We start from the raw sequence: 26,313 nt of genomic DNA, 5'->3' as shown, positions 1-26,313 counted from the left end.
GACCTGCGATGACCCGTCCCACCCCTCGTGCCCGCACGGCAGCCCTGGTGTGCGTTCCCCTGCTCGCCCTCGGCACCCTGCTGGCGGCCGCCGCCCCGGGATGGGCGGCGGCCGCGCCGTCCGCCCGGAGCCAGCGCGCCCTGGTCAACCTCGGCACCGTGAAGTGGTTCAGCACCGAGAAGGGGTACGGCTTCATCACGCCGGACGTCCCCGGCCCGGACATCTTCGTCCACTACTCGTCCGTTGTCGGCAGCGGCTTCCTGAGCCTGAGAGAGGGCGAGCGGGTCGAGTACCAGGTGGTACAGGGCCCCAAGGGTCCGCAGGCCGTCGACGTCATCCCGTTCGGCTGAGGATCACCGGAGCGGGAAGTCGGCGGGGCCGACTTCCCACTCCTCCCCCCGTCGCCCGTTCCAGCGCTCCAGCACCAGGTGCAGGGCCTCGCTCATCAGCAGCAGGAACTCCGCGGAGGCGTCGAAGCGGGCACCCGCCGGGGTGGCCGGACCGAGGACCTCCGCCCCGCGCCGCGTCGCCGCGATCAGTTCCTCGTTCATCCGCAGCGCGGCGAGGGCGGAGCGGAGCCAGATGTCGTCGCCCATGACGTAGCGCTCGCGGCGTTCGCCGGGTGTGCGCTCGCGCCGGACCATCCCCTGCTGTTCGAGGAAGTTGACGGCGGAGGAGACGGAGGCCGGGCTGACCCGGAGGCGGCCGACCAGCTCCGCGGCGGTGGCGGCACCGGAGTCGGCGACGCACAGACAGGCCAGCACGCGGGCCGCCATCCTGGGCAGCCCCTGCCGTTCGAGCAGCGCGGTGAAGAACTCCTCGAACTCCCGGAGCTGCCGGGGATCGCGCCCGTCACCGTCGTCGGGAGCCGCCGGCTCCGGCGGACGCTCCGGCCTCCGGCGGCGCGCGCGGTCCCGGGTGGACTCCTGCGCCTGGTCGGCCCGGTAGTCCTCGGGACCGCCGTTGCGGGTGACCTCCCGCAGGACGGTCGAGGCCGGGCGCCCGAGCCGTCGCCCGATCCCGCCGTAGCCGAGGCCTTCGGCCAGCCCCTCGGCGATGGTCCGGCGCTCCTCGTCGGTGAGCCTGCCTCCGGGCATCAGCTGCCGCTCCTTCCCGTCCGTCCGCACACTCCGCGCACTCCGCGCGGTTCCGCTCCGCAGTATGCGTTCACCGCCACCCCATTGCAATGCCCACTCCCGTCATCCATTGCATTCAGCGCCATAACCATTGCAATGAAAGCCCTCACTTCCCAGCACTTGCAGCCAATCTTGCCACTCCAACATCGTTGACGATTTTCTGAACGCAATGTAGCTTCGACATTGTTCAGCAATCACCGAACGCTCATGCAGGGGGAGATCCACCATGGTCATGGCCAGGAGCAACAGCGGCTTCTCGGAAGCGGGACTGCGCCGGGTGCACGACGTGCTGGCGCGCCACGTGGACTCCGGCCGGATCCCGGGGGTCGTCGCCCTCGTGAGCCGGGGCGGGGAGGCGCACGTCGAAGCGCTCGGGACGATGGAGCACGGCGGGGGCGCCCCGATGCGCCGGGACACGGTCTTCCGGATGGCCTCGACGTCCAAGCCGGTCTCGGTGGCGGCCGCGGTGGCCCTGCTCGACACCTGTGAACTGCGGCTGGACGACCTGGTGGAGCAGTGGCTGCCGGAGCTCGCCGACCGGCGGGTGCTCAAGCGACCCGACGGCCCGCTGGACGACACGGTCGCGGCCAAGCGGCCGATCACCGTGCGCGACGTGCTGACCAGCACCTTCGGGCTCGGCATGGATCTGACCGCGCTGGGCACGCCGATCATGAACGCGGTCTTCGAGCAGGGGCTCACGCCCGATCTGCCGGTGCCGATGCCCGAGCCCGACGAGTGGCTGCGCCGCCTCGGCACGCTCCCGCTGATGCACCAGCCCGGCGAGGGCTGGCAGTACCACATCGCCAGTGACCTGCTCGGTGTGCTCGTCGCCCGGGTCACGGGGCGTCCGTTCGAGGAGGTGCTGCGCGAACGCGTCCTCGACCCGCTGGGCATGTCGGACACCGGGTTCCACGTGCCGGCCGACAAGCTCGACCGGCTGCCCCCGCTCTACGCCCCCGACCCGCGGAGCGGGGAGTTCACCGTCTGGGACGAGCCCGCGGACGGACGGTGGAGCAGCCCTCCGGCGTTCCCGGGCGGCGGTGGCGGCCTGGCCTCCACCGCCGACGACTACCACGCCTACTTCCGGATGCTGCTGAACCACGGGATGCACGGGAGCGAGCGGGTCCTGTCCCGTCCGGCGGTCGAGCTGATGACCACCAACCGCCTCTCCCCCGAGCAGACCGCCGCCCGGACCGCACTGGCCCGCGACAACGTCCACCTGTCGTACGGCCAGGGGCAGCACGGCGGTTGGGGCTTCGGGATGGCGGTGCGCAGCTACCGCAGCGACTACGCGCCGGTCGGCCAGTTCGGCTGGGACGGCGGCAGCGGCACCTCGACGTACGCCGACCCGGAGAACGGGGTCGTCGGCCTCCTCCTCACCCAGGTCGGGATGTCCGTACCGCACTCGGCGCGGCTGATCCACGACTTCTGGACGACGGTCTACCAGGCCGTCGAGGACTGACGCACCGACACCGGTGCCCGTGTGCAGGAGGAGTGGGAGGTCGGACCCGCCGACTTCCCACTCCTCAACGTGTTCCGGGCGGGCTCAGCTACTGCTGGGCTTCGGGGCCGGGAGGGTGGCCGAGCCGGTCAGCAGGGGCCACTCCTTGTGGAACGGCGGGAAGGGCAGGCTCTTCTCGAAGAGCGGGGTGCCGAAGATCTTGAGGTGGGCGGTCAGCGCGCCGTTCAGGTCGACGCCGCCGACCAGGGCCCAACTGCCCTTCACCTCGGGCCCCTTGCCGGGGAGGTCGACGGCGAGGGAGCCGTCGGCCTTGGCGCTGAGGTAGGGGGCGACAGCGGCCTGGACACCGACGGTGTCGTAGAGGCCGACGCTGGCCTCGACGCCGAGGGCCGCGCGGACGGACGCCTTGCCGTTGAGGCGGACGTGCACCGGGGACACCTTGGTGTCGGCGCTGGTGACCGGGGTCCAGCCCTTGCCGCCGGTGTAGTCGGCGCGCACGGCCCAGGTGCCGGTGGCGTCCTGCTCGGTCTCCAGGTGGACCTGGCCGTCGGCGCTGACCTCCAGGTAGCAGGTGAGGCCGAGGTTGACGACGACGGGCAGGCCCGCGACGGTCAGCACCGGGCTGGCCTGCAGCTTGGCGAAGGGGACCCGGATCGGGGCCGCGCCGGTGTTGCGGGCGACGTCGCCGGTGACCTTCCAGTGCGCCTGGGCGCCCAGGTCGAAGCCGATCGAGGCGGTGCGCGGGCTGGTGGCCTGCGCGCCGTGGTAGGCGAAGTGGACGGCCGGGTGCAGCTGGAGGGAGCCGGAGGCGTCCAGGCTCGCGCCCTCGGGCAGCGGGACGGGGGCCTTGACGTCGATCCCCAGGGTGCCGGAGGCGTCGGCCTTCACGCCGTTGCCGTCGATGCCGGCGGTGGCCTTGAGGTCCTTGACCAGCGGGGTCACCTGGATGCCGTGCACGTCGATCGGCACCTGGCCGTCCGCCTCGGTGCCACCGAGGAGTTCGGTGAGGGTGGCGGGCCGGGTGGTGAGGTTGACGGTGTTGCCCGCTCCCGGGGTGGCGCCGGTGACGGCGACCAGGGCGCCCTGCGGGGCGGCGGCGGTGGGCGGGCTGGCGAGCAGCTGGCCGGGCTGCACGGCGGCGGCCGCGGCGGCGGTGGTGGCGGCGGTGGTCGTTGCGGTGCCCGACGGGGTCGCGCTCGTGCTCGGCGCAGGAGTCGGTACGGCACTCGACGAAGCGCTCGGCGAAGCGCTCGACGGGGTGCTCGGCGAGGTGCTCGGGGCCGCGCTCGCGCCACCGGCGGTGAGCACGGCCGTGCCCTTCCCCGGGTCGTACGCGGTGAGCTGGAGGGCCTTGGTCGCGGCCGTGACCGCGCCGCCGTCCTTGCCCGGGGTGCCGATGGCGGCCTGCTGGTCGCCGGCCGGCGCCACCGTGACGTTGCCGGTGCCGGAGCCGGCGGTCGGTGTCGGACGGGCGGAGGCGGCACCGGCCCGGGCGCGGGGCGCGCCGGAGCCGGGGGCGCCGCCCGCCGGGCCGCCCCCGGCGGTGGTGGCGCCGGTGTCGGCGGTGCTGGTGGCGGCGGCCGGTTCGACGGCGGCCTGCGGGGTGCTGCCGGAGCCGGTGGGCCCGCACGCGGCCGTTCCGGCGAGGATGAGGGTGAGCAGGGCTGCGGGCGCGGCCCGGCCTATCGAGGGTTTGAACACGCGGCGTCATGTTACTGACGAGGAATAAGTTTGTCGAAGACAGGCCAACGAAATCCCCCGGCACCCTGAAACCGCAGGTCAGACCAGCCGCGCGACAGGCAGTCGACCGTCCGGCAGTGTACCCGCCGCGAGGCCCCCGACCGCCGCGGCGAGCTCCCCGAGATAGCGGGAGCGCCCGGTCGGCTCGGCCCCGAGGCTGCGCACGTACGGCCCGTCCCACTGGGCGTCGAGCAGCCGCCCGCCCGCGGCGCCGAACCGGGCCCCGAGGTCGGCGACGGCGATCCGGGCGGCGTCCGGGCGGCGGTGGAACATCGAGTCCAGGCTGAGCGCCGCCCCGACGGCCACCCCGAAGACCCCGCCGATCAGCTCCTCGCCCTCCCACACCTCGACGCTGTGCGCCGCGCCGAGCCGGTGCAGCTCGACCAGCACGGACCGTAACTCCTCGGTGAGCCAGGCGGGTTGGCGCCCCTCGGCGCAGGCCGCGAGGACCGCGCCGAAGGCCCGGTCCGCAGTCGTCCACCACTCCGGGACACCACTCGCACCGCCCGCGCCGCCCGCGCCGCCCGCACCGCCCTCGCCGTCCGCGCCGCCCGCGGCGCGCAGCCGCCGGGCGAGCCGGCGGGGCAGCCTGACGGCGCCGGGCCGCAGCACCGGCCTCGGGTCGGGTGACCACCACGCCAGCGCGTACGGGTCCTCCCCGCCGGGCAGCAGGGCCACCTCACCGGCCTCGACGGCGTCCCCGTGCAGCGCCTCGTTGTAGGCGGCCCCGTAGTCGTCGGCGGCGGGCAGCGGGAACAGTCCGCGCCGGTAGGCCGACAGCAGCGTCTGCGGCCCGAGCACCCCGCCGAAGGCCACCGGCCCCTCCGTCGGCGCGCGGTGGAGGTCGAGGGCGTCGAAGTCCGGCACCGTCCGGGTCACAGGAACCCCTCGTCGGTCAGCCGCGCCAGGTAGTGGTCCAGCAACCCGGCGTCCACGTCCGGCAGTTCGATGCCGCTGCCGTCCAGGGCGGCTTCCGTGTTGAGCCGGTCGAAGCGGGGGAACACCGGCTGGAAGTACAGCTCGCTGATGGACAGCCGGGAGCCCGGCGCCCGGTCGACGAACAGCGGCACGAACGGCGTGACGGGGTGGGTCGGGTGTCCGGCGGCGAACCGGACCAGCCGTTGCACCCAGTGCCGGTACGGGAGTTCGGCGATCCGGTGGCCGCGCGCCCGGAGCCGGTCGGCGAGTTCGGGGAGCCCGGCCGGGTTCGGCGAGGTGAGGTGGTAGACCTCGCCGTCGGCGGGCGCGTGCGCGGCGATGTGGGCGACCGCCCGGGCGAAGCGGTCGGCCGGCACGAAGTCCAGCGGCAGTCGGACGTCCGGGCAACTGCCGCTGTCGGCGAAGTACTTTATCAGCGCGCAGAGTTCGGTTCCGGTGTTCATCACCCCGGTGGCGAGGTCCCCGGTGACGTCGTTGGTGCGCAGCACGGTGACCGGCAGTCCGCTCGCGGCCGCGTTGTGCAGCAGCTGTTCGGCGACCCACTTGCTCTCCACGTAGCCCACGCCGAGCCGTTCGGGGTGGGCCAGCGGCGTGCGCTCGGTGACCTCGCGGACGCCGGCCGCGCCGAACCCGGCCAGCACGGCGAGGGTGGAGAGGTAGTGCACGGGCACGCCCCGGCTGTGTCCGGCGAGCCGGACCACCTCCCGGGTGCCGTCGACGTTGGGCGCGCGCAGCTGGTGGTACGGGTAGAGGAAGTTGACCAGCCCGCCGAGGTGGTACACCGCGTCCAGGTGGCGGGCCAGCCAGTCGAACTGAGGCTCCGTCAGGCCGAGTCGCTCGGCGGCCAGGTCGCCGACCAGCGGAACCACCCGGGCGTCCGCCAGGTCGTGCCGCAGGAACCGCTGCTGGGTGGCGCGTAGCCGTTCCAAGGCGTGTTCCTGGTCCGGCGCGCGGACCAGGCAGTGGATCCGCGCCCCGGTGGTGGCGAGCAGTTCGTGCAGCAGGTGGGCGCCGCAGAAGCCGGTCGCTCCGGTGAGCAGGATCTCGGCGGGTTCGGCCCGGGAGGGCGCGGGGCTCCAGGACTGGCCGACGGGGTGGGTGAGCCGGGCCTCGGCCTGCCAGTCGACGGCGGCCTCCCCCGGGGCGGTGCCGCTGCGGGCGGCCTGGAGGGCGGCGGTGAAGTCGCGCAGCACGGGCGAGCGCAGCAGCGCCCGGGTGAGGGTGCGGACGTGGCCGACGTCCAGGCCGAACATCATCCGGGCCCGGGCGAGCATCTCCATGGCGAGCAGCGAGGTGCCGCCGAGGGCGAAGAAGTCGTCGTCGGGGCGGACGAGTTCGGCGCCGAGCAGTTCCGCCCAGAGGTGGCCGACGGCGGCCTCGACGGCGCTCGGCTCCCCCTCGCCCGCTCGGCCCGGGACCGGTTCGCCCGGGACCGGTTCGCCTGCGGACACGGCCGGCACGTCGGCCCGGACCGGGGCCTGCGGCAGCGCGCGCCGGTCGATCTTCCCCGCCGCCGTGAGCGGCATGGCCTCCAGTGCGACGTACTCCGCCGGGACGAGGTACTCCGGCAGCCGCTCCGCGAGGAACGCCCGCAGCCCCTCCGGCCGCTCCGCCCGGTCACCGAGCGTGTAGTACGCGACGAGCAGGCGGCTGCCGTCCGGAGCGCTGCCGTCGGCCGCGACCCGGGCCTGCCGCACCGCCGGGTGGCCGGCCAGCACCGCCTCGATCTCGGCCGGGTCGACCCGGTGGCCGCGCACCTTCACCTGGTCGTCGAAGCGCCCGAGGAGTTCCAGCTGCCCGTCGGCACGCCAGCGCCCGGCGTCGCCGGTGCGGTACATCCGCTCGCCGGGCAGCGGCGCGTACGGGTCGGGCGGGAACGATTCGGCGGTGAGCCCGGCCTGCCCCCAGTAGCCGCGGGCCAGGCCCGGCCCGCCCAGGTGGATCTCCCCCCGCTCGCCGGGCCGTACCGGGCGCAGCCGCCCGTCCAGCACGTGCACCCGCACCCCCGGCAGCGGGCGGCCGATCGGCACGTGGGCGGCCGGGGAGTCCAGCAGCCCGGGGGTGAGTTCGCAGTGCAGGGAGGTGACGGCCGCCTCCGTCACGCCGTAGGCGTTGAGCAGCCGTACGCCCGGCAGCCGCTCCGCGCAGGCCAGGCAGTCGTCGGCGTGCACCACGTCCCCGCCGACCACCACCAGCCGCAGCCCGGCCGGGGCCGGTCCGCCGGGCGGCAGCAGGTCGAGCACGTGGTGCCAGTACGCGGGTGTGAAGTCGGCGACCGCCAGGCCGAGCCCGGGCAGCCGGCGGACCAGTTCGGTCGGCGCCCAGGTGTCGCGGCCGCCGAGCACCACCGTCGCCCCGGCGAGCAGCGCCGAGAACACCTGCTCCAGCGCGGTGTCGGCGCCGAGTGCGGCCAGCTGGAGCACCCGCTCGCCGGGGGCGAGGTCGTAGGCGCCGACCACCCGGTCGAGGGTGAACAGCAGTGAACGGTGGGTGACCGGGACGCCCTTGGGCCGGCCGGTGGTGCCGGAGGTGTAGATCAGGTAGGCGAGGTCGTCGGGGGTGGCGAGGTCGGTGGCGCCGTGCTCCGCCCCGGCCGGCACCGGACCGCCGATGTCCACCCCCACCCGCTCCACCCCGTCGAACCCGTGCCCGTCCGTGACCGCCACCCGCGCCCCCGAGTCCGCCACCAGCCCCGCGAGCCGCCGCTGCGGGTGCGCCGGGTCCAGCGGCAGGAAGGCCCCGCCCGCCTTGAGCACCCCCAGCCAGGCCACCACCAGCTCCACCCCGCGCCCCAGGCAGACCGGCACCACCTGCTCCGGCCCCACCCCCCGGGCCCGCAGCTCGGCCGCCAGCCGGTCACTGTGCGCGTCCAGCGCGCGGTAGCTCAGCGTGCCCTCCTCGCTCACCACGGCGACCGCCGACGGGTCGTGCGCGGCCCGGGTGCGGAACAGTCCGTGCACGGTGTCCGCGAAGCCGGCCCGGGCACCGGCGGCGCCGCGCCGCGGCGCGGCCGACCCGTTCCGCTCCACCCAGGCCCGGCACTGCTCCCGCCCGTCCGGCCCGTACACCTGGCGCCACCCGTCGGGCAGGGTCAAGTCCCCCGGCCAGAGCGCGTACTGGCCGTCGTCGTTCCGTACCACGGCGTGACGCCCGGACCTCACATCCGCGCGTACGCCCCGTGCGCTGTCGACTGCGTCGTCCACCGGCTTGACCTCGTGCTGAAGCGGCAGAATGCTGGGAGGTGCGACATTTCCGACTATACGCACTCAGGGGACTCCTACAACGTCCGTCGCACAGCCCGCCGGACGCCTCTCCCCCGTGGGCCGACCGGCCCCGGAGGGCCGTCCGCAAGACCCGCCCTCGCCCGAACTCCCCCGCCCGACCGGCGGGGTGGTGTCGCGGAGGAGGTAGCCTCGTTGACTCGCCGGCGACAACGCCTGATGGTCTGTTACCTGCTCTGGATGGTGCTGTTCACCGGCATCTACTTCGCCGACCCCGGGCTGCGGATCATCTGGTGGACGGGCATGGGCCTCGGCGGCGTCGCCGCCGTGGTGGTCGGCGTCCGGCTCAACCGACCCCGCCACCCGACGTCCTGGTACGTCCTGGCACTGGCCAACCTCAGCTTCACCACCGGCGAGGCGGTCCAGGCCCTGCAGCTCGACATCCTGCACCTGAACAACCCGTTCCCGTCCGTCGCCGACGGCTTCTACCTGGCCGAGTTCCTGCTCTACGCGGTCGGCCTGGTCGGCTTCATCCGCTGGCGCACCGCCCGCCAGGACCGCGCCGGCCTGCTGGACGCCCTGATCATCACCCTCGGCCTGGCCCTGCTGGTCTGGATCTACCTGATCCTCCCGTACGCCCGGAACCCGGACCTCAGCTGGATCCAGAAGGCCGTCTCGATCGCCTACCCGCTCGGCGACGTGGTCGTCCTCGCCCTGCTGCTACGGCTGTTGACCCCGCGCGGCGGCAACTCCCGCTCGCTGCAACTGCTCACCGTCGGCGCCCTGGGCCTGCTCACCTCCGACATCCTCTACGGGCTGATCCAGCTGCACGGCACCTGGCGGATCGGCACCGGGGTCGAACTCGGCTGGGCCGCCTTCTACACCGCCTGGGGCGCGGCCGCCCTGCACCCCTCGATGGTCGAGCTGACCCGGCCCGTCCCCACCCAGCAGCCGGACCTCTCCGCCGGCCGGCTCACCCTGCTGACCCTCGCCTCGCTGATCGCTCCCGGCATGCTGATCATCGAGTCCCTGGCCGGGAACACCAGCAACGCGGGCGTGATCGGCGCCTTCTCCGCCCTGCTCTACCTGCTGGTGCTGGCCCGGCTGGCCGTGGTGGTGGTCGCCCGCCGCGAGGCGGTGGCCCGGGAGCGGACGCTGCGCGAGGCGGGCGCGCGGCTGACCGCCGCCGTCACCGTGGCGGAGGTCGCCGACGCCGTCCAGTCCGCCGCCGCGACCCTGATGCCCGCCGAGCGGGGGCACGTCGCCCTGCTCGCGGTCACCGAATCGGGGGTGCTGCACGTCCGCCGGGCCGGCAACCACAAGGACGACCGCCGGGACGCCGCCTCGCCGACCACCGGGCACGACCGGGACGACCGGGACGACCGGCGTGACCACGACGACCGGGACGACCACGACGACCGGGCCAACCAGCGCGACCACGACGAGCACGGCGAAGCCCTCGCCCGCCTCGCCGCCCACCGCGAGACCCGCCTGCTACCCGTCGGCTCCGACGACCTCCCCGCCCACCTCGGCGGCATGCCCGCCGCCCTGGTCAGCCCGCTGATGCTGGCCGAACGCCCCTCCGGAGACCCGCTCATCGGCGCCCTGGTCGTCACCGGCACCGAGCAGGAACTGACCAGCCTCTGGGGCTCGCTGGAGATCCTCGCCGCCCAGGCCGCCCTGGCCGTGGAGCGCGTGGTGCTGAGCCAGGAGGTCACCCACCGCAACAGCGAGCTGTACTTCCGCGCCCTGGTGCAGAACGCCAGCGACGTCATCCTGATCCTGGACGCCGACGACGGCATCCGCTACGCCTCCTCCTCCGCGGAGCGCGTCCTGGGCCACCCCGACCTGAACGGCACCCGGCTGACCGACCTCGTCCCGCCCGAGGACAGCCGGGAGGTCGGCGGCGCGCTGGCCCGGATGCGCGGCTCCGCCGAGCCGCCCCGCGGTGACCAGCCGCGCGAGCACTGGCGGCTGCTGCGCCAGGACCGCACCCCGATCGAGGCCGAGGTCCGCTACACCGACCTGCGCGACGACCCGACCGTCGGCGGCCTGGTGCTCACCCTGCGCGACGTCACCGAGCAGCGCCAGATGGAGCGCGAGCTGACCCACCGGGCCTTCCACGACTCGCTGACCGGCCTCGCCAACCGGGTGCTGTTCCAGGACCGGGTCGGCCACGCGCTCTCCCGCGGCGAGCGCAGCGGCGCCGTCACCGGGGTGCTGTTCATCGACCTGGACGACTTCAAGGTGGTCAACGACACCCAGGGCCACGCGGTCGGCGACGAACTGCTGGTCGCCGTCTCGCTGCGGGTCTCCACCGCGCTGCGCAGCTCCGACACCGCGGCCCGGCTCGGCGGCGACGAGTTCGCCGTCCTGGTCGAGGACGCGTCGTGCCCGAGCGACGTGGACACCATCGCGGCCGGCGTGCTCGCGGTGTTCACCGAACCGTTCAAGCTCAGCGCCGGCGCCGTCCGGGTCAGCGCCAGCATCGGGGTGTCCACCACCGAGGACAGCGTGGACTCCGCCGAGCTGCTGGCCCACGCCGACCTCGCGCTCTACTCGGCGAAGGCGGCCGGCCGCCGCCAGTGGTGCCACTACCGGCCCGCTCTGCAGACCGGGATGGTGGAGCGGCACGAGATGAACGAGAACCTGGACTCCGCCATCGCCGAATCGGCCTTCCAGCTGTACTACCAGCCGATCGTCGACCTGCGCACGGGCGACCTGGTGGCCTTCGAGGCCCTCGTCCGCTGGCCGCACGACCAGCGCGGCATGGTGCTGCCCGACGAGTTCATCGCCCTCGCCGAGGAGAGCGGCCAGATCGTCCCGCTCGGTGCCTGGGTCCTCGAACGCGCCGCCGAGGAGGCCGCCGCCTGGCACTCCGCGAGCTCCGCCGCCCGCTCCGCCACCGGCCGCCCCCCGCTGCGCGTCAACGTCAACGTCTCCGCCCGCCAGTTCCGCGACGCCGGCTTCGTCGACGTGGTCCGGCACGCCCTGGACACCTCCGGCATCGACCCGCGCACCCTCGTCCTGGAACTCACCGAATCCGTCCTGATGCGCCGCGACGACCGGCTGCGCGCCGACATGGCCGTCCTCGGCGACCTCGGCATCGGCCTCGCCATCGACGACTTCGGCACCGGCTACTCCTCGCTCTCCTACCTGCGGGAGTTCCCGATCTCCCTGCTGAAGATCGACAAGTCCTTCATCGACGGGCTCGGCCTCTCCGCCCAGCAGTACGCCCTGGTCGAGGGCATCACCCGGATCGCCGACACCCTCGGCGTCCAGGTCATCGCCGAGGGCATCGAACACCCCGACCAACGCGACCTGCTCGCCGCCATGGGCTGCCCCCTGGGCCAGGGCTACCTCTTCGCCCACCCCATGGACGGCGCCCAGGCCCGCGCCCTGGTCCGGCGCACCACCTTCGAGCCGGCCTGAGGCCCGTCAGCAGGGCGGTGCCGTCCGGCGGCCGACAGCCGTTTCCCCCTTTTCTCGACAAACCATCACCAATCAGCGCTCCGGCCGAGCGATCCGTTACGGAATCTTCATCCCAGCCGGCCATGGACGGCCCGCCGGGAATGAGAGATTGTCATTCGAACTTGGAGAAGTCTTTACCAACCACGGCCATCCCTTGAGAGAGTCCTGATGTCACGACACCCTCGGGCGCACCTCCGGGTCGCACCCGCCCCCGAGGAGTCGACGGCCGAACCCGGAAGGCGCGCCGGCGCACAACGTGACGGGGGTAACACCATGCAGAAACGGCGCAGTCCCTGGGCAGTCGCCTACTTCCTGATCGGGATCGTGTGCGCCCTGGTCGCGATCTCCACGGCCGCGTTCGCCAACCGGGTCGACGACCTGATCCCGATCGTCCTCACCGGAGTTCCCGCGCTGTTCCTGACAGTTCGTGCTCCGATGTACGGGGTTTCCTTCGGGCCGAAGGGACTGAAGTACTCGGGACTGCTCCGGGCACGGTCGTACGAATGGTCCGAGATCGAGAGGGTGGAATGCGCCACGCTCCCGGGCACGCTCCTCTCCTCCGACCTCCCCGCACTGGTGCTCGTCGGCGGAAAGTCCGACCAACTGCCGATGCTGGCCGGTTACGGCTCGGGATCGACGGTGAACAGGCGGGTGGAAGCCCTGGTCGCCGACATCGAGAAGGTTCGGGCCGCCGCGCACGAGGCCTGAGACGGTGCTCGCCCACTGCCATCACCGAACTCGCCGAGATTCCGGAGAACTTCCGGACCGTGCCATGCGAAACTGGCGCAATGGAGCACCTGGTGGAATTCAAGGTCGCGATCGAGAACCGTAGCGACCGGCGCACGGAAATGATGCTCGAACCCGAGGGCAGCGACTTCTGGATGGAGCCCGGCGACACGTTCGTCGTGCACAGCAAGGAGCCGCCCACCGCCGAATTCCCCTTCACCGTCCAGGTGACGAACGACGGCATATCGGTCTGGGCCGCCCACGGCTGGGTGTCCACCCCGGGCGGCGAGGATCTCGACACCGGGCACAACAAGCCCGATGACGCCCATCCGGAACTGAAACGGTACGCGGACGACGACCGGGCCCGGGAAGATTTCTTCCGAAGGCTGTTCTCCCGCCGCCGGAACGCACACGAACGAGGAAACTGACGTGCACGCCCGATTCATCGGCCTGGACTCCTGGTCCCCGCCACTGCACACCATCGAGCTCCAGGCCGGCAGCCGGTACCTGGACCTCCACAACGACACCGCGCTGCTGGGATTCCGGCTGGGCGGGCACCCGAAGCTCACCCTCACCGTCGACTTCCGGCACGACCGGCACGGGCCGTTCGCGCTGGAGTTCCGGGATGTCGGCGAACTGCGCATGGAACAGGACTCGGTCAGTTCCGACGGCTGGGTCGGCATACCCGACGTCGAGCCCGAGGGCATCGACATGATCGAGTACTACGAGTACGGCCGCGAGCTGCCGCCGGTCTTCGAGATCCTCTCGCTCAACTTCCGCCTCAGGTTCCGGGCCTGGGAGGTCGCGTACATCACCGAAAGCGGGGACGGCGCCGGCACGGCCGGACCCCAGCAGCAGCACCACAGCTGAAGGACATCATGGAATTCATCGCTTCCGCCCTCCTGGCCATCGGCCGGGGGCTCGTCACCCTCCTCGGCTGGGTCGCGACCATCGACGGCATCCGGGGCTTCATCGAGGACGTCAAGAAGCAGAAGTGACCCGGCCCCCGCCCCAACGAGTCGACACCTCCCAATGAAACCTGACCGCTGTGCACGCCAACTCGCCGACATTCCGGGGGAGTTCACTCTCACGAGTGATTGTCGAAGCTCCGCACACTGACCGACACTCGAAGCATCCGGAGAGCTCGTGGGGGCTCTCCCGGCGCAAGGAGTGACGCCATGACCGCAGTCGAATCCTCCGCCTCCGAGATCCCGCAGATCGCGGGCCACTCGCAGCCCACCGGCCACGGCCAGGACCTCGCGGCGATCGGCGGCAACGTCGGCACCGTGAACCGGGCCTGGTGGACCTGGACCCCCTCGCACGGGACGTTCAACCTCCAGCTGTCCTGGAACGTCATCGGGATCGACTCCACCGTCGTGATCACCGCCTCCGAGATCGACTCCAACGGGAACCGCTTCGTGGGCGCCGCCGCCTTCCAGGTGTCGAGCATCGCCCCCGGCAACGGGATCGTGACCTTCAAGATCGACATCGCCTGGGGCAGTTCGCTGCCGATGCGCACCGACGTCGTGGTCCTCAACTGAGCTTCCCCGCACGGCGGAAGAGCTGATCGACACCCCGAAGCCCGGGCGCACGGAGACCCACCGTGCGCCCGGGCTCCGGCACGTTCCGGCCTCGCCCGCGCATCAGCCCGGGGATGTAAACCCGTGGACCAATGCGCCCTGCCCGGAGATCAACCGGCGGGCTGATGCCGCTCCCCCGCGCCCCGTGACAGCGTCCTCCGCATGGACACCACGCCGTTCACCGGCCCCACCGGACTGACCCGCCGTCGCATGCTGGGCACCGCGCTGGCCCTGGGCGCCGCCGCCCCGCTCGGTCTGGCCTCCACCGCCCGGGCCGATGCCCCCACCACTCCGGGCGGCCCGACCCCGGGCAGCCCGACGCCCGGCCGGCTCACCCTGCCCGCGCCCACCGGCCCGCACCGCATCGGCACGGTCGCCCTGCACCTGCGCGACACCTCCCGGCCGGACCCGTTCGCCGGCCCCGGCCGGTACCGCGAGCTGATGGCCAGCGTCTGGTACCCCGCCCGAGCGGCCGAGGAACTCCCGCTCGCCCCCTGGCTGAGCGACGGCGCCCTCAAGGCGTTCCTGGACGACGCCGGCTACAAGGTCCCGCTCAGCGCCGCCCCGCTCACCGCCGCCCGCCAGGGCGCACCCGTCCACCGCCCGGGCCACCGCGCCGGCCACCGGCTGCCCGTCGTCGTCTACTCGCACGGCGCCCACGCCCACCGGGCCGTCAACACCGTCATCGTCCAGGAACTCGCCAGCCACGGCTACGTCGTGGTCACCGTCGACCACACCTGGGACGCGTTCACCGAGTTCCCCGACGGCCGGGTGCTCACCCCGTGGATCGAGGGCGCCCCCAGGATCGGCCCGAACGACTGCGCCGCCGACGCCCGCTTCGTCCTGGACTGCATCGAGGAACTCGCCGCCGGGCGCAACCCCGACGTCGACGGGAAGGCACTTCCCGAGGGCCTCCTCGGCGCCCCCGACCCGCTCGACGTCGGCATGTTCGGCTGGTCCAAGGGGGGTTCGGCCACCGCCGCCGTCCTCATGGCCGACCGCCGCGTCCGGGCCGGCCTGGCCATCGACGGTCCGATGGCGGCGATCACCGTCACCGACCTGGACCGGCCGTTCATGATGATCACCGCCGAGTTCGGCCGCGACCGGAACCCGGACGCCGTCACCTTCTGGAACCACCTGCGCGGCTGGCACCTCAACATCCAGGCCGACGGCGTCCGCCACAACTCCTACGAGGACGCGGCCGTCCTGATGCCCCAACTCGGCGCGCTGCTCGGCATCCCCGTCGAGCAGATCCAGCAGATGGTCGGCACCCTCCCCGCCGACCGCTCCACCCGCATCCAGCAGTCCTACCCGCTCGCCTTCTTCGACGCCCACCTCCGCCACCGCCGCAGCGCCCTCCTCGACGGGCCCTCGCCGACGTTCCCGGAGGTCAGGTTCCTCCCCTGACGAGCAGGACGGGCGGCCGCCACGGGGGTGCGGCCGCCCACCGGGGACCGGGACCACCGGACCGGGACCACCGGGCCGGGATGCCGTACTACGGCGTCCCGGCCCGGATCTCGTCCAGGGACTCCGCGAGCACGCCCCGCGCCCGGGTGAACCAGTCGGCGATCACCGCGGTCTCCTCCGGCGTGTAGTCGGCGAACAGCGCGCCGATCCGCTCGTAGAACGGTCCGTAGACCTGGAGGATGCGCTGCTGCGCGTCGTCCGCCATCACCACCCGCACCCGCCGGCGGTCGCCGGGGTCGGCCTCCCGGCTCGCGTACCCGGCCTTCTCCAGCCGGTTGAGGACGCCGGTCACGGCCCCGGTGGTCAGCTGGGCGCGCTCGGCGAGGTCGCCGGCGGCCAGGGACTCACCGGCCAGGGCGGCCTCGATGACGAAGCCGAGGCAGGTCAGGTCGGTCACGTTGAGCCCGAGCCGGGCGGCGATGTCCTGCTGGCCGAACTGGGCCAACGCGATCATCCGGTCCATCGCGTACAGCGCCTGCTCGGGCGTCGCCCGGGGGCGCGGCTTGCCCTTCACCCAGGATCTCCTTAGCATCTAAGTTACTTATCTCGTGAGATAAACGGACCGGTACCGGCCGTCCACCGCCACCCGTCCATCTCACACCACAGGAGGATCCATGAGCGCCCACGGTGACCACGACATGGGACACACCGTCGCCGGCTGGACCGGCTCCGCCCTCGCCACCGCGGGCTTCGCCGTCGCCGGCACGGCCCTCGTCCTCGGCTCGCCCCCCGGGCTCTGGGCCGGCGCAGCCCTCACCGCCCTCGGCGCACTCGCCGCCTGGCTGCTCCACCTCGCCGGCTGGGGCAAACCCACCGGCCCGCGCCCACCCCACCTCCGCCACTGGCGCACCCCCGACCCCACCGCCCGCAACGGCGGCCACCCCCACTGCCTCGGCTGCCGCCTCGCCCGCCGCCACCCCCACCCGGCCACCACCGGGACACCCACCCCCGGGACACCCACCCCCGCACCCGGCCGCCCCCGGGCCCGCGCCAACGCCAGCGCCTGAGCTTCGACCGCACCGGGCCGCCGGAAGCGCGGCCGACCAGGCGGCTCTTCCCGGGGCGGTCCGGGATATCCCGAGGACGACAGGACGGTGGCGAAACGGCGGTTCGGGGCCGGCAAGTTGCGGCGTCGATCCCCCTCACCCCACCGGAGAACCCCATGCGTTCCGTCGCCCGCAAGGCCGCCACGATCGGCGCCACGCCGGCCGCACCCCGTCAGGCCGGACCGCCTGGGCATGGGAGAGGATCACGACCCCTGGTGAGGCCGTGGCGATCCAGAACCACCCGGACCAGGAGAGTGACCACTCCACTGTCACGTACTCCGGTGACCCCACCGAGAACGAGTGCCCCGCCCGGACTTCCGGGCGGGGCACCGCTGTTGTTCTCGCGAGCAGACCCGTGAACTGCGGGTCAGACGCAGGCCGGCACGAGTGCCGCTACGAACGTCGCCCGCGTCGACTACTCGACGTCTCGACCGACCAGGTCGAGCCCGGCCCCACCGTCAGGATGTCTCCGGCCGGCATCCACAGCATCCAGTGGTCAGCCGGATCATCGACGTCTCGCTGTGAGTAGATCGGGAACACATGGAGCTCGATGCCGTCGAACTCGAACACCGTCTCCAGTGCTGGAGGCCGGATGGTCACGGTCATCAGCCGACGATCTTCGAGCAGCGCTACCGCGGGGACGAGCACGGACCGCGGATCCTCCGAACCCGCGATCACGCGACCTCCGCCCTCCAACCTCCAGGCGGCCATCGAAACCCACAGGTGCCACTCACCGAAGACCGACCCGTTTCCGTAGGGCTCGACCGGGCTACCGAAGTCCATCGCCAGGTTGCTACCGAGCAGGAGTCGAACAGCCCACGCCTGCCTTCCCAGGACCGGCCGGATCAGCTCCTCCATCGCCTCCACGCCCCCGCTCACCGGACTGCCCGCCGGACGGACCACGAACTCCCGGGCCCGGCACAGAGCAGGTAGCCGGACGGAAGGTGAAGGTTCCAGTAGATCGAATCCTCGTTGTCCACGACCGAGAAAGCAGGGAAGACCCGCAGTTCGACATCCGTGAATCTGAATGTCGTGTCCAGGCTGGGCGAAAGAACCTCGGCAGCGACGAGGCGTTGACCCCCGAGGGTCGCGATCGAACTCGACAGGAAGTCCGGGGAGTCCTGCGAGGCCGCCACGATCGACTCACGACTGTCGAGACGCCACGCGACGCTGTAGATGCCGAGTCGGCAACCACGGGTCGAGACACCAGGGTCGAAATCCACGCGCAGCGATCCAGTCTGCGACAGCCGGGCTTCACGGACGCGATGCCCGACCAGGGGCACGACAGCGTTCCGCAGCTTCGCGATGTCCTGGCTTTCCTCGATCTTGGAGTACTGGCTCACGGGCAACCATCACTCCCGTCACCGAGCTCACTCCGCGCGATGTCGATGATGTCCTCCTTCGCCATGTTGCCGTTACCGTCCATGCCAGACTTCATGGTGTTGTGGATGCGCTTGGCCTCGTCCTTGTCGGTCACGCCCCCCTGCTTCATCGCCCACTTTCCAGTCCTGTTGTGACTGGTGTTGTCTCCGTGCTTGCCCTTCTCGAAGTTGGATTCGCCTTCCCAGCGGTCGTACTCGGAATACGGCTCCGGCTCATCGTCTCCGGTGTGCCACCACGGGGCGTCGCCATCGTTGTTGTGCACCAGGACCGGCGCCGCTCCGGCCAGCACATAGTACGTGTGGGTGTCGGCGATGGTGAGGTCATAGGCGACCTGTGGTGCCGTCCTGTAGTTCCTCACGGTCCGGACGATGAGTTTCCGACCATCGGCTGTCAGGACCTCGTGGCCGGGGCGGAGCTCCGAGGCGTCGGTCCAGAGATGTGCGGTCTCGTCCCAGAACGGGTGGTGCTGGGTGCTGGTGAGGTTCTCCACCTTCGCGAACGCGCTGCTGGAGTCCGCAGCCTGCAGGGTCAGGTCTGTGAACCTGCTGTCGTCAGGCGTCCGGATACTGCGGGTCACCGGCTTGGACTCGGTCTTGCCGGTCGTCGGGTCTGTGGCTCGGACCTCGTCACCGGTCTCGATGTCCTCGATCGCCTTGGTCGAACCATCCGCCATGACGACCTTGGTACCGGGCAGGAAGCTGTGCGTGGCTCCCCGGACAAGCGCCAGGGGGCACTTGGCTCCCGCCTTCTCCTCGGCCTTCTCCAGATCCTTTGCCGCGGCCACCCCCGCCTTCTCGGCCTTCTCGGCCTTTCCGGCCGCGCCCACTGCGCGTCCGCCGGGGATCAGGCCCACGAGGCCCTCGGCGGCGTCCAGGTAGTGGCCGTCCTTGATGTCCATGCCGGCGCCCACGACGGTGCCGAGGGCGTTCAGGCCCGGAATGTAGGTCGTGGCGTCGGCAGCCTCGCGGACGTTGCCCCAGAGCGTTCCGCCCCTGGTGATGAGGAAGTAGTGCGGGCTGACGATGTTCGGGTACTTCTTGGTGCCCGAATCCGAGCTCCAGTACTCCTCCGTCCAGGCGCCGTGGCCTTCCGGCTTGAACGTCTCCGTGATGATGTCCCCGTGAGCGGTCTCGCAGGTGCCGAAGCCGCCGCACACGCCCTCGGGGCGGAGACCACTCGGGTCGCTCAGGTTGGTGGGGTCGTTGGTGCTGTAGGCGTAGCCGTTCCACTGTTGGGGGTTGGCCGGGTCGATGACGGGGTCGGGGTTGAGGAAGCGGCCGGTGCCGGGCTGGTATTGGCGGGCGCCCAGGTTGGTGAAGCCGGTCGCGTCGTCCTTGAGGCCGCCGACGTAACCCTTGTCGCCGGCCCAGGCGTTGCCGCTGCCGGAGCCGCGGAGGACGCCGAAGGGGTCGGTCCACCGGCGGTTCACGTTGGTGGTCGCTGAGTCGATGGACAGGGTGCCGCTGTTGTGGTGGTCGGAGAACTGGTACGTCAGCGCGTTCGCGCCCTGGCGGACGAGGGTGACGCCGCCGGGGAGGGCGTAGTAGCGGGTGCCCGTGCTGGCCTTGGAGCCGGTGTCGTAGGTGAGCTCGTCGCCGGCGCCGAGGTTGACGGTGACCTTGCCGGGGTTGCGGCGGACCAGCTGGTTGCCGTCCGCGTCGTAGACGTAGGAGGTGGTGGCGCCGCCCTGCTTGAGGGTGGCGAGCTTGCCCTCGACGTCCCAGGTCAGGTCCGCGCCGTTGGCGGCGTCCACCGCGTTCCAGGTGTGGGAGTCCCACTTCGGTGCCCAGCCGGGTGCGTACACCATGAACTTGCCGTCGTCCTGGACGACCGCGAAGTACTTGCTGTTCGGACCGACCCACGACTGCGAGGACCACAGCGGAACCCGCTGGGGGTCGTAGACCACGAAGTTGCCGTCGTCCTGCATCGTCGCCCACGCACCCGCATGACCACCGGTACCGGTCGACCACACCACCACACCGCTGCGCAGCGAGGTCAGCACCAGGTTGCCGTCGGTCTGCATGGTGAGCTGCACGCTGCTGGAGCGCACCGACTCGCCCGGGTTGAGCACGAAGCCCGCGCCCAGGGTCTTGTTCGCACCCGGGTTGGCGATCTTCGTCGTGTTGCCCGCCGCGTCGTACTGGTAACTCCCCGGCGTGCTGCCGTTGTTCGGGAACGTCGACTTCACGGCCGACGGCGCGTGCGGACCACCCGCACCCGTTCCCGTGTTGCGGCTCCCCGCGGCAGGCACGTCCTGACCGATGGTCAGGTCCTTGGACTGGTCGCCGGTCGGGTTGTGCATGACCAGCTTGGTCCGGTTGCCGACCGCGTCGTAGGTGTAGTCCTGCCAGTACGGCGCACTACCGCCCACGGTGGTGGTACCCGCCGTCGAAGCCCCGCTGGTGGGCGTCGCGTTGGCGCAGGCACCCTGCCCGGCGAGGGACGGGGTGGGCTGGTTGAGCCGCCCGGTGTCCGACCACGCGGTCGTGAGACGCCCCAGGTAGTCGTAGGTGAAGCACTGCAGGTCGGTCCGGTCCGGGCTGTTGTCCGGGATCGTGCGCACCGCCGTGATCCGACCGGCCGGGTTGTAGGCGTAGGTGGTGTTCTGGACGGTGCCGGTGGTGGCCGTCTGCTTGTCCACGTACTGGGTCAGCAGGCGTCCGGTCGACTCGTCGTAGGTGTTCGTCGAGACGACCTGGGTCCCCCAAGGGTTCATCGTGTCACGGACGTTGCGCCCATACGCGTCCCAGTCCGCCTGCCGCAGGTACGTGTACCCCGAGCCGCTCACATCGTTGAGCTGCCCGAACTCCTCGTAGTTGTAAGTGACCGCCTCCTGTGCCAGATCACCCGCCGCGGCACGCGTCTCCGACACCAGCGAACCACTCACCGGGTTGAAGGCGGCGGCATAGTCGAAACTCACCTGGCCACTGCCGCCGATCTCGCTGCCGGGGATCGACACGGTCGACTTCGTCGCCCGGTACGCCACGTCGTACTCGTTCACCGACTTGGTGTACGCCGAACCACCCGCCCCGCCCACGTACCGGGTCGAGGAGCTCAACTGCCCCTTCGCCACGGTGTCGTACGCGTAGCCGGTCAGCTGGTTCGCCGGAGTGACCGAACCGTTGAACGTCCCGGTCTTACGACCCAGCAGGTCGTACGTGATCGCGACCGTCTGACCACGCGCGTCCGTCGTCGACGCCAACCGCCCCGCACCGTCGTAGGCCTGGGTCAGGACGCCGGTGTCCGGGTCGTCGGCCTTCACCTGGCGACCGCGCTGGTCGTACGTGTAGCTCCAGGTGTTCCCCGCCGCGTCCACCCGACTGGCGGGCTTTCCGGCCGGGGTGAAGGTGTAGTTGGTGACGTCCGCGTCGCCCGGGTTCCCGGTCGCCGCCGCCGTCCGGTACTGCCACAACTGGACGGTGTGCCCGCGGGCGTCGGTGACCGTGCTGGTGGGCGTGGCTCCGGCCGGCGGCGTGACGTCCACCCGGTCAGCGCCGGGGTACGCCGTCGTGGTGGTGCTCTGGGGCTTGCCCAGCGCGACGAACTGCGTGCTCACCGCACGCCCCTGGCCGTCGAACTGCACCACGCTCTGGTTCGGGACCATCGCGCCGTCCGGGATCCACCGGGTCGTGTTCGGCTTGTTGGTGTCCTCGTAGTAGGCGTTGTAGGCGCGGCCCACCCGCCCCTGGGAGTCGTAGAACGTGTCGGCGACGATCCGGCCCTGGTAGGCGGAGATCGCCGGGTCGGTCTGGGTCTGGATCAGCCGGGCCGAGCCGTCCAGGATCTGCGTGGACGTGCCGTACGCCGTGCCGCCCGGCCGCAGGGCCTTGGTCGTGACGGTGGAGGGCGCGCTGGTGCCGTTCACCGCGTAGTCGTACGTGAAGTTGGCTCCGGCCCCGGTGTCCCGGCCCGGCAGCCAGACCGCCTTCAAGCGCCCCAGACCGTCGTACGCCTTGGTCGTGGTGCGACCGTTGGCATCGGCCGAGGTGAGCGCCATGGCGCGGGCGGGGTTGAGCGTGACGGTGCTGGTACGGGCGGTGCCCGCGTCCGGCGCGCCGGCCGGGGCCGGGGTACCGGTGACCACCTTGTTCGGCAGCTCACCCGGGTTCGCCGAGCTGTACGCGGTCGTGGTGACCGCGCCGTTCGGGTTGGCACTGTCGGTGACCGTCGGATCCGTCACCGAGGCGATCCGGCCGTACTGGTCGTACGTGCTCGTGCTCGTGGTGACGTACTGCGCCACGCCGTTGGCGTCGTAGCCGTCCAGCACCTGGGTCCCGGTCACGTCCGCCTTCGTGCCGGCGCTGCCGAAGCCCTGGCCGTCGAAGAGCGTGCGGGTGTCGGACACCGTGGTGGCCGACGTCGGGCCGGCCGTGCAGGCGTTGACGCCGGAGACGACGAGCACGTCGGAGACCAGTGCGGTCATCTGCGGGTTGCCACCGGTCGCGTAGGTCTGGCGGGTGCAGACGTCCGGGGTGCCGTCCGCGGTGCTCAGCGAGCTGGTGACCCGGTTGTTGTTGACCGGGTCGGTGCTCGTCACCGTCGTGGTGGTGCGGGTGCCGGTCGTGGTGACCGCCGTCGCGGCCTTGGTGGCCTTGGTGGATCCGTACCGAGCCACGAGATTCGGCAGGCCGCTGCGGGCGTGCGTGGCCGTGGCGGACGGGTTCTCGTAGGTGTCGACCTCGTAGCCGAGCGGCGAGCCCGCGTCGGCGGAGGCGTCCGCGTAGGTGTCGGTCTCCAGGGTCCGGCCGGACAGCCAGTCGGAGTCGGGCCGACTGCCACTCTTCACTCCCGCGACGGAGGCGCCCTTGGGCTTGCCGTCGGCCTTGAGGTCGCCGTCCATGCCCTGGTAGTAGCTGGTCGTCGACTTGGCCTGCGGCCCGTCCTTGCCCGAACCCTTCACCGCGGTCACGCTCGCGAAACCGCGGAACTGGTCCCAGGTCCGGTAGTCGGACTCGACCAGCGGGCTGTCGTTGCGGTGCCAGGCCGCCGGGCCATAGGCGTAGGAGGTGGTCATCGGGACCGAGCCGGAGACCAGCTTGCCGTTCGGGTCCACGGTCACCGTGTCGACCGGGTAGCGCAGGAACCAGTCGTCCACCGTGGACTGCACCTGACCGTCGAACCACTTCACGTTGAAGCACGGCAGGGTGTCACCGTCGGCCGAGGCGGGCATCCGCCCCGCCGTGCGCGAGCACTGCTCCTGCTTGTACGAGACGACGATGCTGCCACCGGTCTCCGTCGTGATCACCGCCATGCGCGGCCGGTTGTAGCGCGGACGCGCCGGCACCAGGCCGTCCACCCGGTTGGGCAGCAGCTGATCCGTGAAGGTCACCACCGGAAGCACCTGCTCGGCCTGCCCGTTGGCAGTGTCCTTTCCGGTGTGCTTCACCGACTGCAGCCAGGCGATCGGCGCGTTCTCCGTCGCGTTCTGCGGCGTCTTGAACACATGGGTGAAGTCGTAACGGTCCACCGGACGGTAGGAGCCGCCCGAACGGATGGACGTGGTCGCGGCGTTGAGCCACTTCGTCGACCAGAAGCTGGGCCCGTAGTTGGCGCAGGTGTCGTTCTGCGCGCACTGCTTGTCCATCGGCACGTCCGGCCAGTTGGCGGCGTTCGCCGCCGTACGCTGCGCCGGATCGCACGCCGCCGCGTCCGACACGCACCGCTCACCCGAGTCGAAGTCGACCCGCGCCGCCGCCTGGTACGAACCGCCCGCACCCAACTGGTCCGACAGCAACTGCCCGTAGGTGATCGCGGCCAGCACCCCGCCACGCGTGTACGCGGTGTTCGTACCCTTACCCGCGTTCTGCGCGCCACCGCGCGCGTACCAGTTGGTCTCGGGCGTGTACGCGTACGTGGTCAGATTCCCGTGCGCGTCGACCACGTAGTCGAGGTTCCAACGCCACGCGCTCTGGCACCACGAACCCTTGCCCTTGGAGCCGTCGTAGCACGGGTCGCCCGGGTTCGGCGAGTACACCGGAACCGTCCACGCCGACTTGCTCTCCGGACCCGCCTTGCTCGGCGAACCGTCCGCCGCCGGAAGCTGGTTGAGCCCGAAGTAGTACACCGTCCCCGAGGTGTCCGTCACCTTCAGATAGGAACCGTTCCAGGTGCCGTTGTTGGCGCCGGTCAGGAACTCGACCTTCGTCCCGTCGTCACCCTTGAGCCGCCACTTGCACCGCGACTGCTCGTCCGCCGCCGACCCGGCGACACACGACGAGTCCTCCGGCACCAGCTCACCCGAGTGACCACCCAACGACAACGTCAGGTTCGGACCACCCCAGCACTGATCGCCCGAACCCGGAATACCCGCCTTGTCACAGCCCCGGTAGGAGCGCTCGACGAAGCCGACGTTCACGTCCCAGCCGTCGCCGATCCAGGAGGCCTGGGCGTTCGTCGACGCCGTCTTCCCGTCCACCGACGCCGAGTCGTACTCCAGGGAGAACGCCGGCGGGTTCCCGATCAGGGCCGGGGGGAGCTGGATCGGGTAGCTGTACGTGAACGACCCCGATGCACTCCCAGCCGCCCAGCTCTGGCTCGACGAGAGAGGTGTGGCGCTGTACGTGCCGGTTCCGCTCGACGGCGCGGCGTCCAGCGCCAGCAGTACCTTCGGTGTGGACTCCGCGACGCCGGCCGACTGCGACTCGGCCCGCTGCCGGGCCGTCGTGGCCTTCGCGGCCGGCAGGTCGACGTCCGCGACCAGCCGCTTCGACTTCTCGTCGTAGTGCGACGCCACCGGCGTCCTGACCCGGCAACCGTCGGCGTCCGGCGTGCTGAGCGCACACTCCGGCAGCGCCACCAGCCGTGCCCGGTTCCCGAAGTCCCCGCCGTAGCCCAGGGTGTGCGGATCGATTCCGACCCGCACCTTGTCGCTGTCCCCCGCCTCGTCGCGCGAGAGGGCGACCAGGGTGCCCGTCACACCGGCGGCGGTCGCGGCCGCGCGGTCGGCGACCCGCACCTGCACCTGCCCTGCGGGAGCGGCCCCCTTCGACGCGACCGGTGCCAGCCAGACCGGGAGGTCGCCCGCCTGCTTGGCCCCGCCCTCGTCCAGGCCCACCACCGCGGTGCCGGACTTCGGCTGCGGCGTGGACTTCGGCGGCACCCAGTCCGGCGAACCGGTCGGCGGGGTGGACGACTTCGGCGTATCCGCCTTCCCGGGCACGGAGGCGGTGCGCGGCAGCGGCGTGTTCGGCGGCGACCACACCTGGCCCTTGTCCCCGGAGGCGGCCACTGCGAGGGCCGGCACCACGGGCGACAGCATCGAACTCAGGATCGCCAACGAACTCACGACGGCCACCCGGGATCTTGCCCTGACCGGCGGCGGCCCCTCCCGGCCGGCTGTTCGCCGTAGGTGGAAGCGGATTCTGTTCTTCAACATCATGATCCCCCAGCTGAGTTGTCACGTACGACATGGCGCGGACAAGCAACTCCGGCAGGAGGATAGGGCGCTAACGATCCAGCGGTCGAGCGGCTTGAGGATCTCCTGAGGGCGTGATTCACATCACGCTGAACGAAATCGGTGGACGGTCCGTCAAAGCGGGCATCAGTTTTGCTTATGTGATTGACGACCAATCAGTAATGCGGCAGCTTGCTGAAATACCTCTGCGGACGATCCGAATGTCCGCAGCCGGACATACCCACCTCTCCTCGAAAGGGCTTCACCATGCCCGCTCCGTCCGGAGCCTCCTTCGGCATGCGCAGAACCGGGCATCCGCCCCGGCGTTCCCACGCCGTCGCGGTCGCCCTCGTACTCGCACTGACCTCCGTCGGGCCGATCGCGCCACTGGCCTTCGCCGCCGACACCCCCGCCACCCCCGCGGCCTCCACCGACCGGACCCCGGGCGCGATCCCCAAGGACCTGGCCGACCGGATAGCCGCCGGCGACGCCAAGTTCGCCGGCCAGAAGCCCCCACTCGCCTCCGACCAAGCCATCGCCGAAGCCAAACGCACCGGCAAACCCGTCCCCGTACCGGAACTGACCGACGAGTACAGCGAAACCGTCGCCACCCCCACCGGCCACCTCTCCCGCACCCAGCACGCCGAACCCCAGCGCGTGAAGCACGACAACACCTGGGCCACCCTCGACGCCACCCTCGTCCCCGACGACCACGGCGGCTACCGACCCAGGACCGCCGTCGCCGACGT

General features: G+C 71.6%; 17 protein-coding genes and 1 pseudogene. 10 read left to right on the top strand and 8 right to left on the bottom strand.

The features are described 5' to 3' along the window. Positions 1-140 precede the first annotated feature (140 nt). Positions 141-350, top strand: a complete 210-nt coding sequence (locus ACFXPX_RS20720; protein WP_380642717.1) for a cold-shock protein — start codon at positions 141-143, stop codon at positions 348-350. Between the two features lie 3 nt (positions 351-353). Here ACFXPX_RS20720 and ACFXPX_RS20715 read toward each other — a convergent pair whose 3' ends face one another. Further along, the gene (locus ACFXPX_RS20715; RefSeq protein WP_380642677.1) at positions 354-1,097 is read right to left on the bottom strand and encodes a helix-turn-helix domain-containing protein; all 744 of its coding nucleotides are present in this window, start codon (positions 1,095-1,097) and stop codon (positions 354-356) included. Positions 1,098-1,368: 271 nt separating this feature from the next. Here ACFXPX_RS20715 and ACFXPX_RS20710 point away from each other — a divergent pair, with 271 nt between their 5' ends. Further along, complete coding sequence (locus ACFXPX_RS20710; RefSeq protein WP_380642675.1) at positions 1,369-2,598, top strand: serine hydrolase domain-containing protein; 1,230 nt, start codon at positions 1,369-1,371, stop codon at positions 2,596-2,598. A gap of 84 nt (positions 2,599-2,682) precedes the next feature. Here ACFXPX_RS20710 and ACFXPX_RS20705 read toward each other — a convergent pair whose 3' ends face one another. From ACFXPX_RS20705 to ACFXPX_RS20695, 3 genes are all read right to left on the bottom strand, one after another. Continuing rightward, a complete protein-coding gene (locus tag ACFXPX_RS20705) occupies positions 2,683-4,299 on the bottom strand; it encodes a hypothetical protein (protein WP_380642674.1) in 1,617 nt (538 codons plus the stop codon). Positions 4,300-4,377: 78 nt separating this feature from the next. Further along, positions 4,378-5,217 (bottom strand): leucyl/phenylalanyl-tRNA--protein transferase, encoded by an 840-nt coding sequence (locus ACFXPX_RS20700; protein ID WP_380642672.1) that lies wholly within the window; start codon positions 5,215-5,217, stop codon positions 4,378-4,380. Further along, entirely contained in the window at positions 5,214-8,438 is a 3,225-nt protein-coding gene (locus ACFXPX_RS20695; protein ID WP_380642715.1) for an amino acid adenylation domain-containing protein, read from the bottom strand. The genes ACFXPX_RS20700 and ACFXPX_RS20695 overlap by 4 nt, the downstream gene beginning before the upstream one ends. Before the next feature lie 255 nt (positions 8,439-8,693). Between ACFXPX_RS20695 and ACFXPX_RS20690 the strand changes: the two genes are divergently transcribed. From ACFXPX_RS20690 to ACFXPX_RS20665, 6 genes are all read left to right on the top strand, one after another. Then, a complete protein-coding gene (locus ACFXPX_RS20690) occupies positions 8,694-11,930 on the top strand; it encodes a putative bifunctional diguanylate cyclase/phosphodiesterase (RefSeq protein WP_380642670.1) in 3,237 nt (1,078 codons plus the stop codon). Positions 11,931-12,242: 312 nt separating this feature from the next. Next, the gene (locus ACFXPX_RS20685) at positions 12,243-12,677 is read left to right on the top strand and encodes a hypothetical protein (protein ID WP_380642668.1); all 435 of its coding nucleotides are present in this window, start codon (positions 12,243-12,245) and stop codon (positions 12,675-12,677) included. A gap of 80 nt (positions 12,678-12,757) precedes the next feature. After that, the gene (locus ACFXPX_RS20680) at positions 12,758-13,123 is read left to right on the top strand and encodes a hypothetical protein (RefSeq protein ID WP_380642666.1); all 366 of its coding nucleotides are present in this window, start codon (positions 12,758-12,760) and stop codon (positions 13,121-13,123) included. A gap of 1 nt (position 13,124) precedes the next feature. Next, positions 13,125-13,565, top strand: coding sequence for a hypothetical protein (locus ACFXPX_RS20675; protein ID WP_380642664.1), 441 nt, complete (start codon positions 13,125-13,127; stop codon positions 13,563-13,565). A gap of 308 nt (positions 13,566-13,873) precedes the next feature. Beyond that, positions 13,874-14,236, top strand: a complete 363-nt coding sequence (locus ACFXPX_RS20670; RefSeq protein ID WP_375895463.1) for a hypothetical protein — start codon at positions 13,874-13,876, stop codon at positions 14,234-14,236. 201 nt (positions 14,237-14,437) lie between these two features. Further along, entirely contained in the window at positions 14,438-15,682 is a 1,245-nt protein-coding gene (locus tag ACFXPX_RS20665) for an alpha/beta hydrolase family protein (protein WP_380642662.1), read from the top strand. A gap of 88 nt (positions 15,683-15,770) precedes the next feature. Here the strand turns inward: ACFXPX_RS20665 and ACFXPX_RS20660 are convergent, their stop codons facing one another. Beyond that, positions 15,771-16,256: a MarR family transcriptional regulator gene (locus ACFXPX_RS20660; protein ID WP_380642660.1), complete on the bottom strand. Its 486-nt coding sequence runs from the start codon at positions 16,254-16,256 to the stop codon at positions 15,771-15,773. 100 nt (positions 16,257-16,356) lie between these two features. Here ACFXPX_RS20660 and ACFXPX_RS20655 point away from each other — a divergent pair, with 100 nt between their 5' ends. After that, positions 16,357-16,749 carry an HGxxPAAW family protein gene (locus tag ACFXPX_RS20655; protein ID WP_380642658.1) on the top strand — a complete coding sequence of 131 codons (393 nt, stop codon included), beginning with the start codon at positions 16,357-16,359 and terminating at the stop codon, positions 16,747-16,749. Positions 16,750-17,181: 432 nt separating this feature from the next. On the opposite strand, the gene ACFXPX_RS20650 is transcribed toward ACFXPX_RS20655, so the two are convergent. Genes ACFXPX_RS20650 through ACFXPX_RS20640 form a run of 3 tightly spaced genes read right to left on the bottom strand, consistent with a single transcriptional unit; the run spans position 17,182 to position 25,429 of the window. Continuing rightward, the gene (locus ACFXPX_RS20650) at positions 17,182-17,646 is read right to left on the bottom strand and encodes a hypothetical protein (RefSeq protein ID WP_380533019.1); all 465 of its coding nucleotides are present in this window, start codon (positions 17,644-17,646) and stop codon (positions 17,182-17,184) included. A 17-nt stretch (positions 17,647-17,663) separates the two neighbouring features. Further along, positions 17,664-18,131, bottom strand: coding sequence for a hypothetical protein (locus tag ACFXPX_RS20645; protein WP_380533022.1), 468 nt, complete (start codon positions 18,129-18,131; stop codon positions 17,664-17,666). Continuing rightward, a complete protein-coding gene (locus ACFXPX_RS20640; RefSeq protein ID WP_380642656.1) occupies positions 18,128-25,429 on the bottom strand; it encodes a polymorphic toxin-type HINT domain-containing protein in 7,302 nt (2,433 codons plus the stop codon). Before ACFXPX_RS20640 ends, ACFXPX_RS20645 begins: the two co-directional genes overlap by 4 nt. Positions 25,430-25,861: 432 nt before the next feature. On the opposite strand from ACFXPX_RS20640, the pseudogene ACFXPX_RS20635 reads away from it, so the two are divergent. Continuing rightward, positions 25,862-26,313: pseudogene (locus tag ACFXPX_RS20635) on the top strand (hypothetical protein); the annotation flags it as partial.

This window comes from Kitasatospora sp. NPDC059146, from assembly GCF_042786665.1.
Classification (GTDB): Bacteria; Actinomycetota; Actinomycetes; order Streptomycetales; family Streptomycetaceae; genus Kitasatospora.
This window is presented reverse-complemented; position numbering and strand designations above follow the sequence as displayed.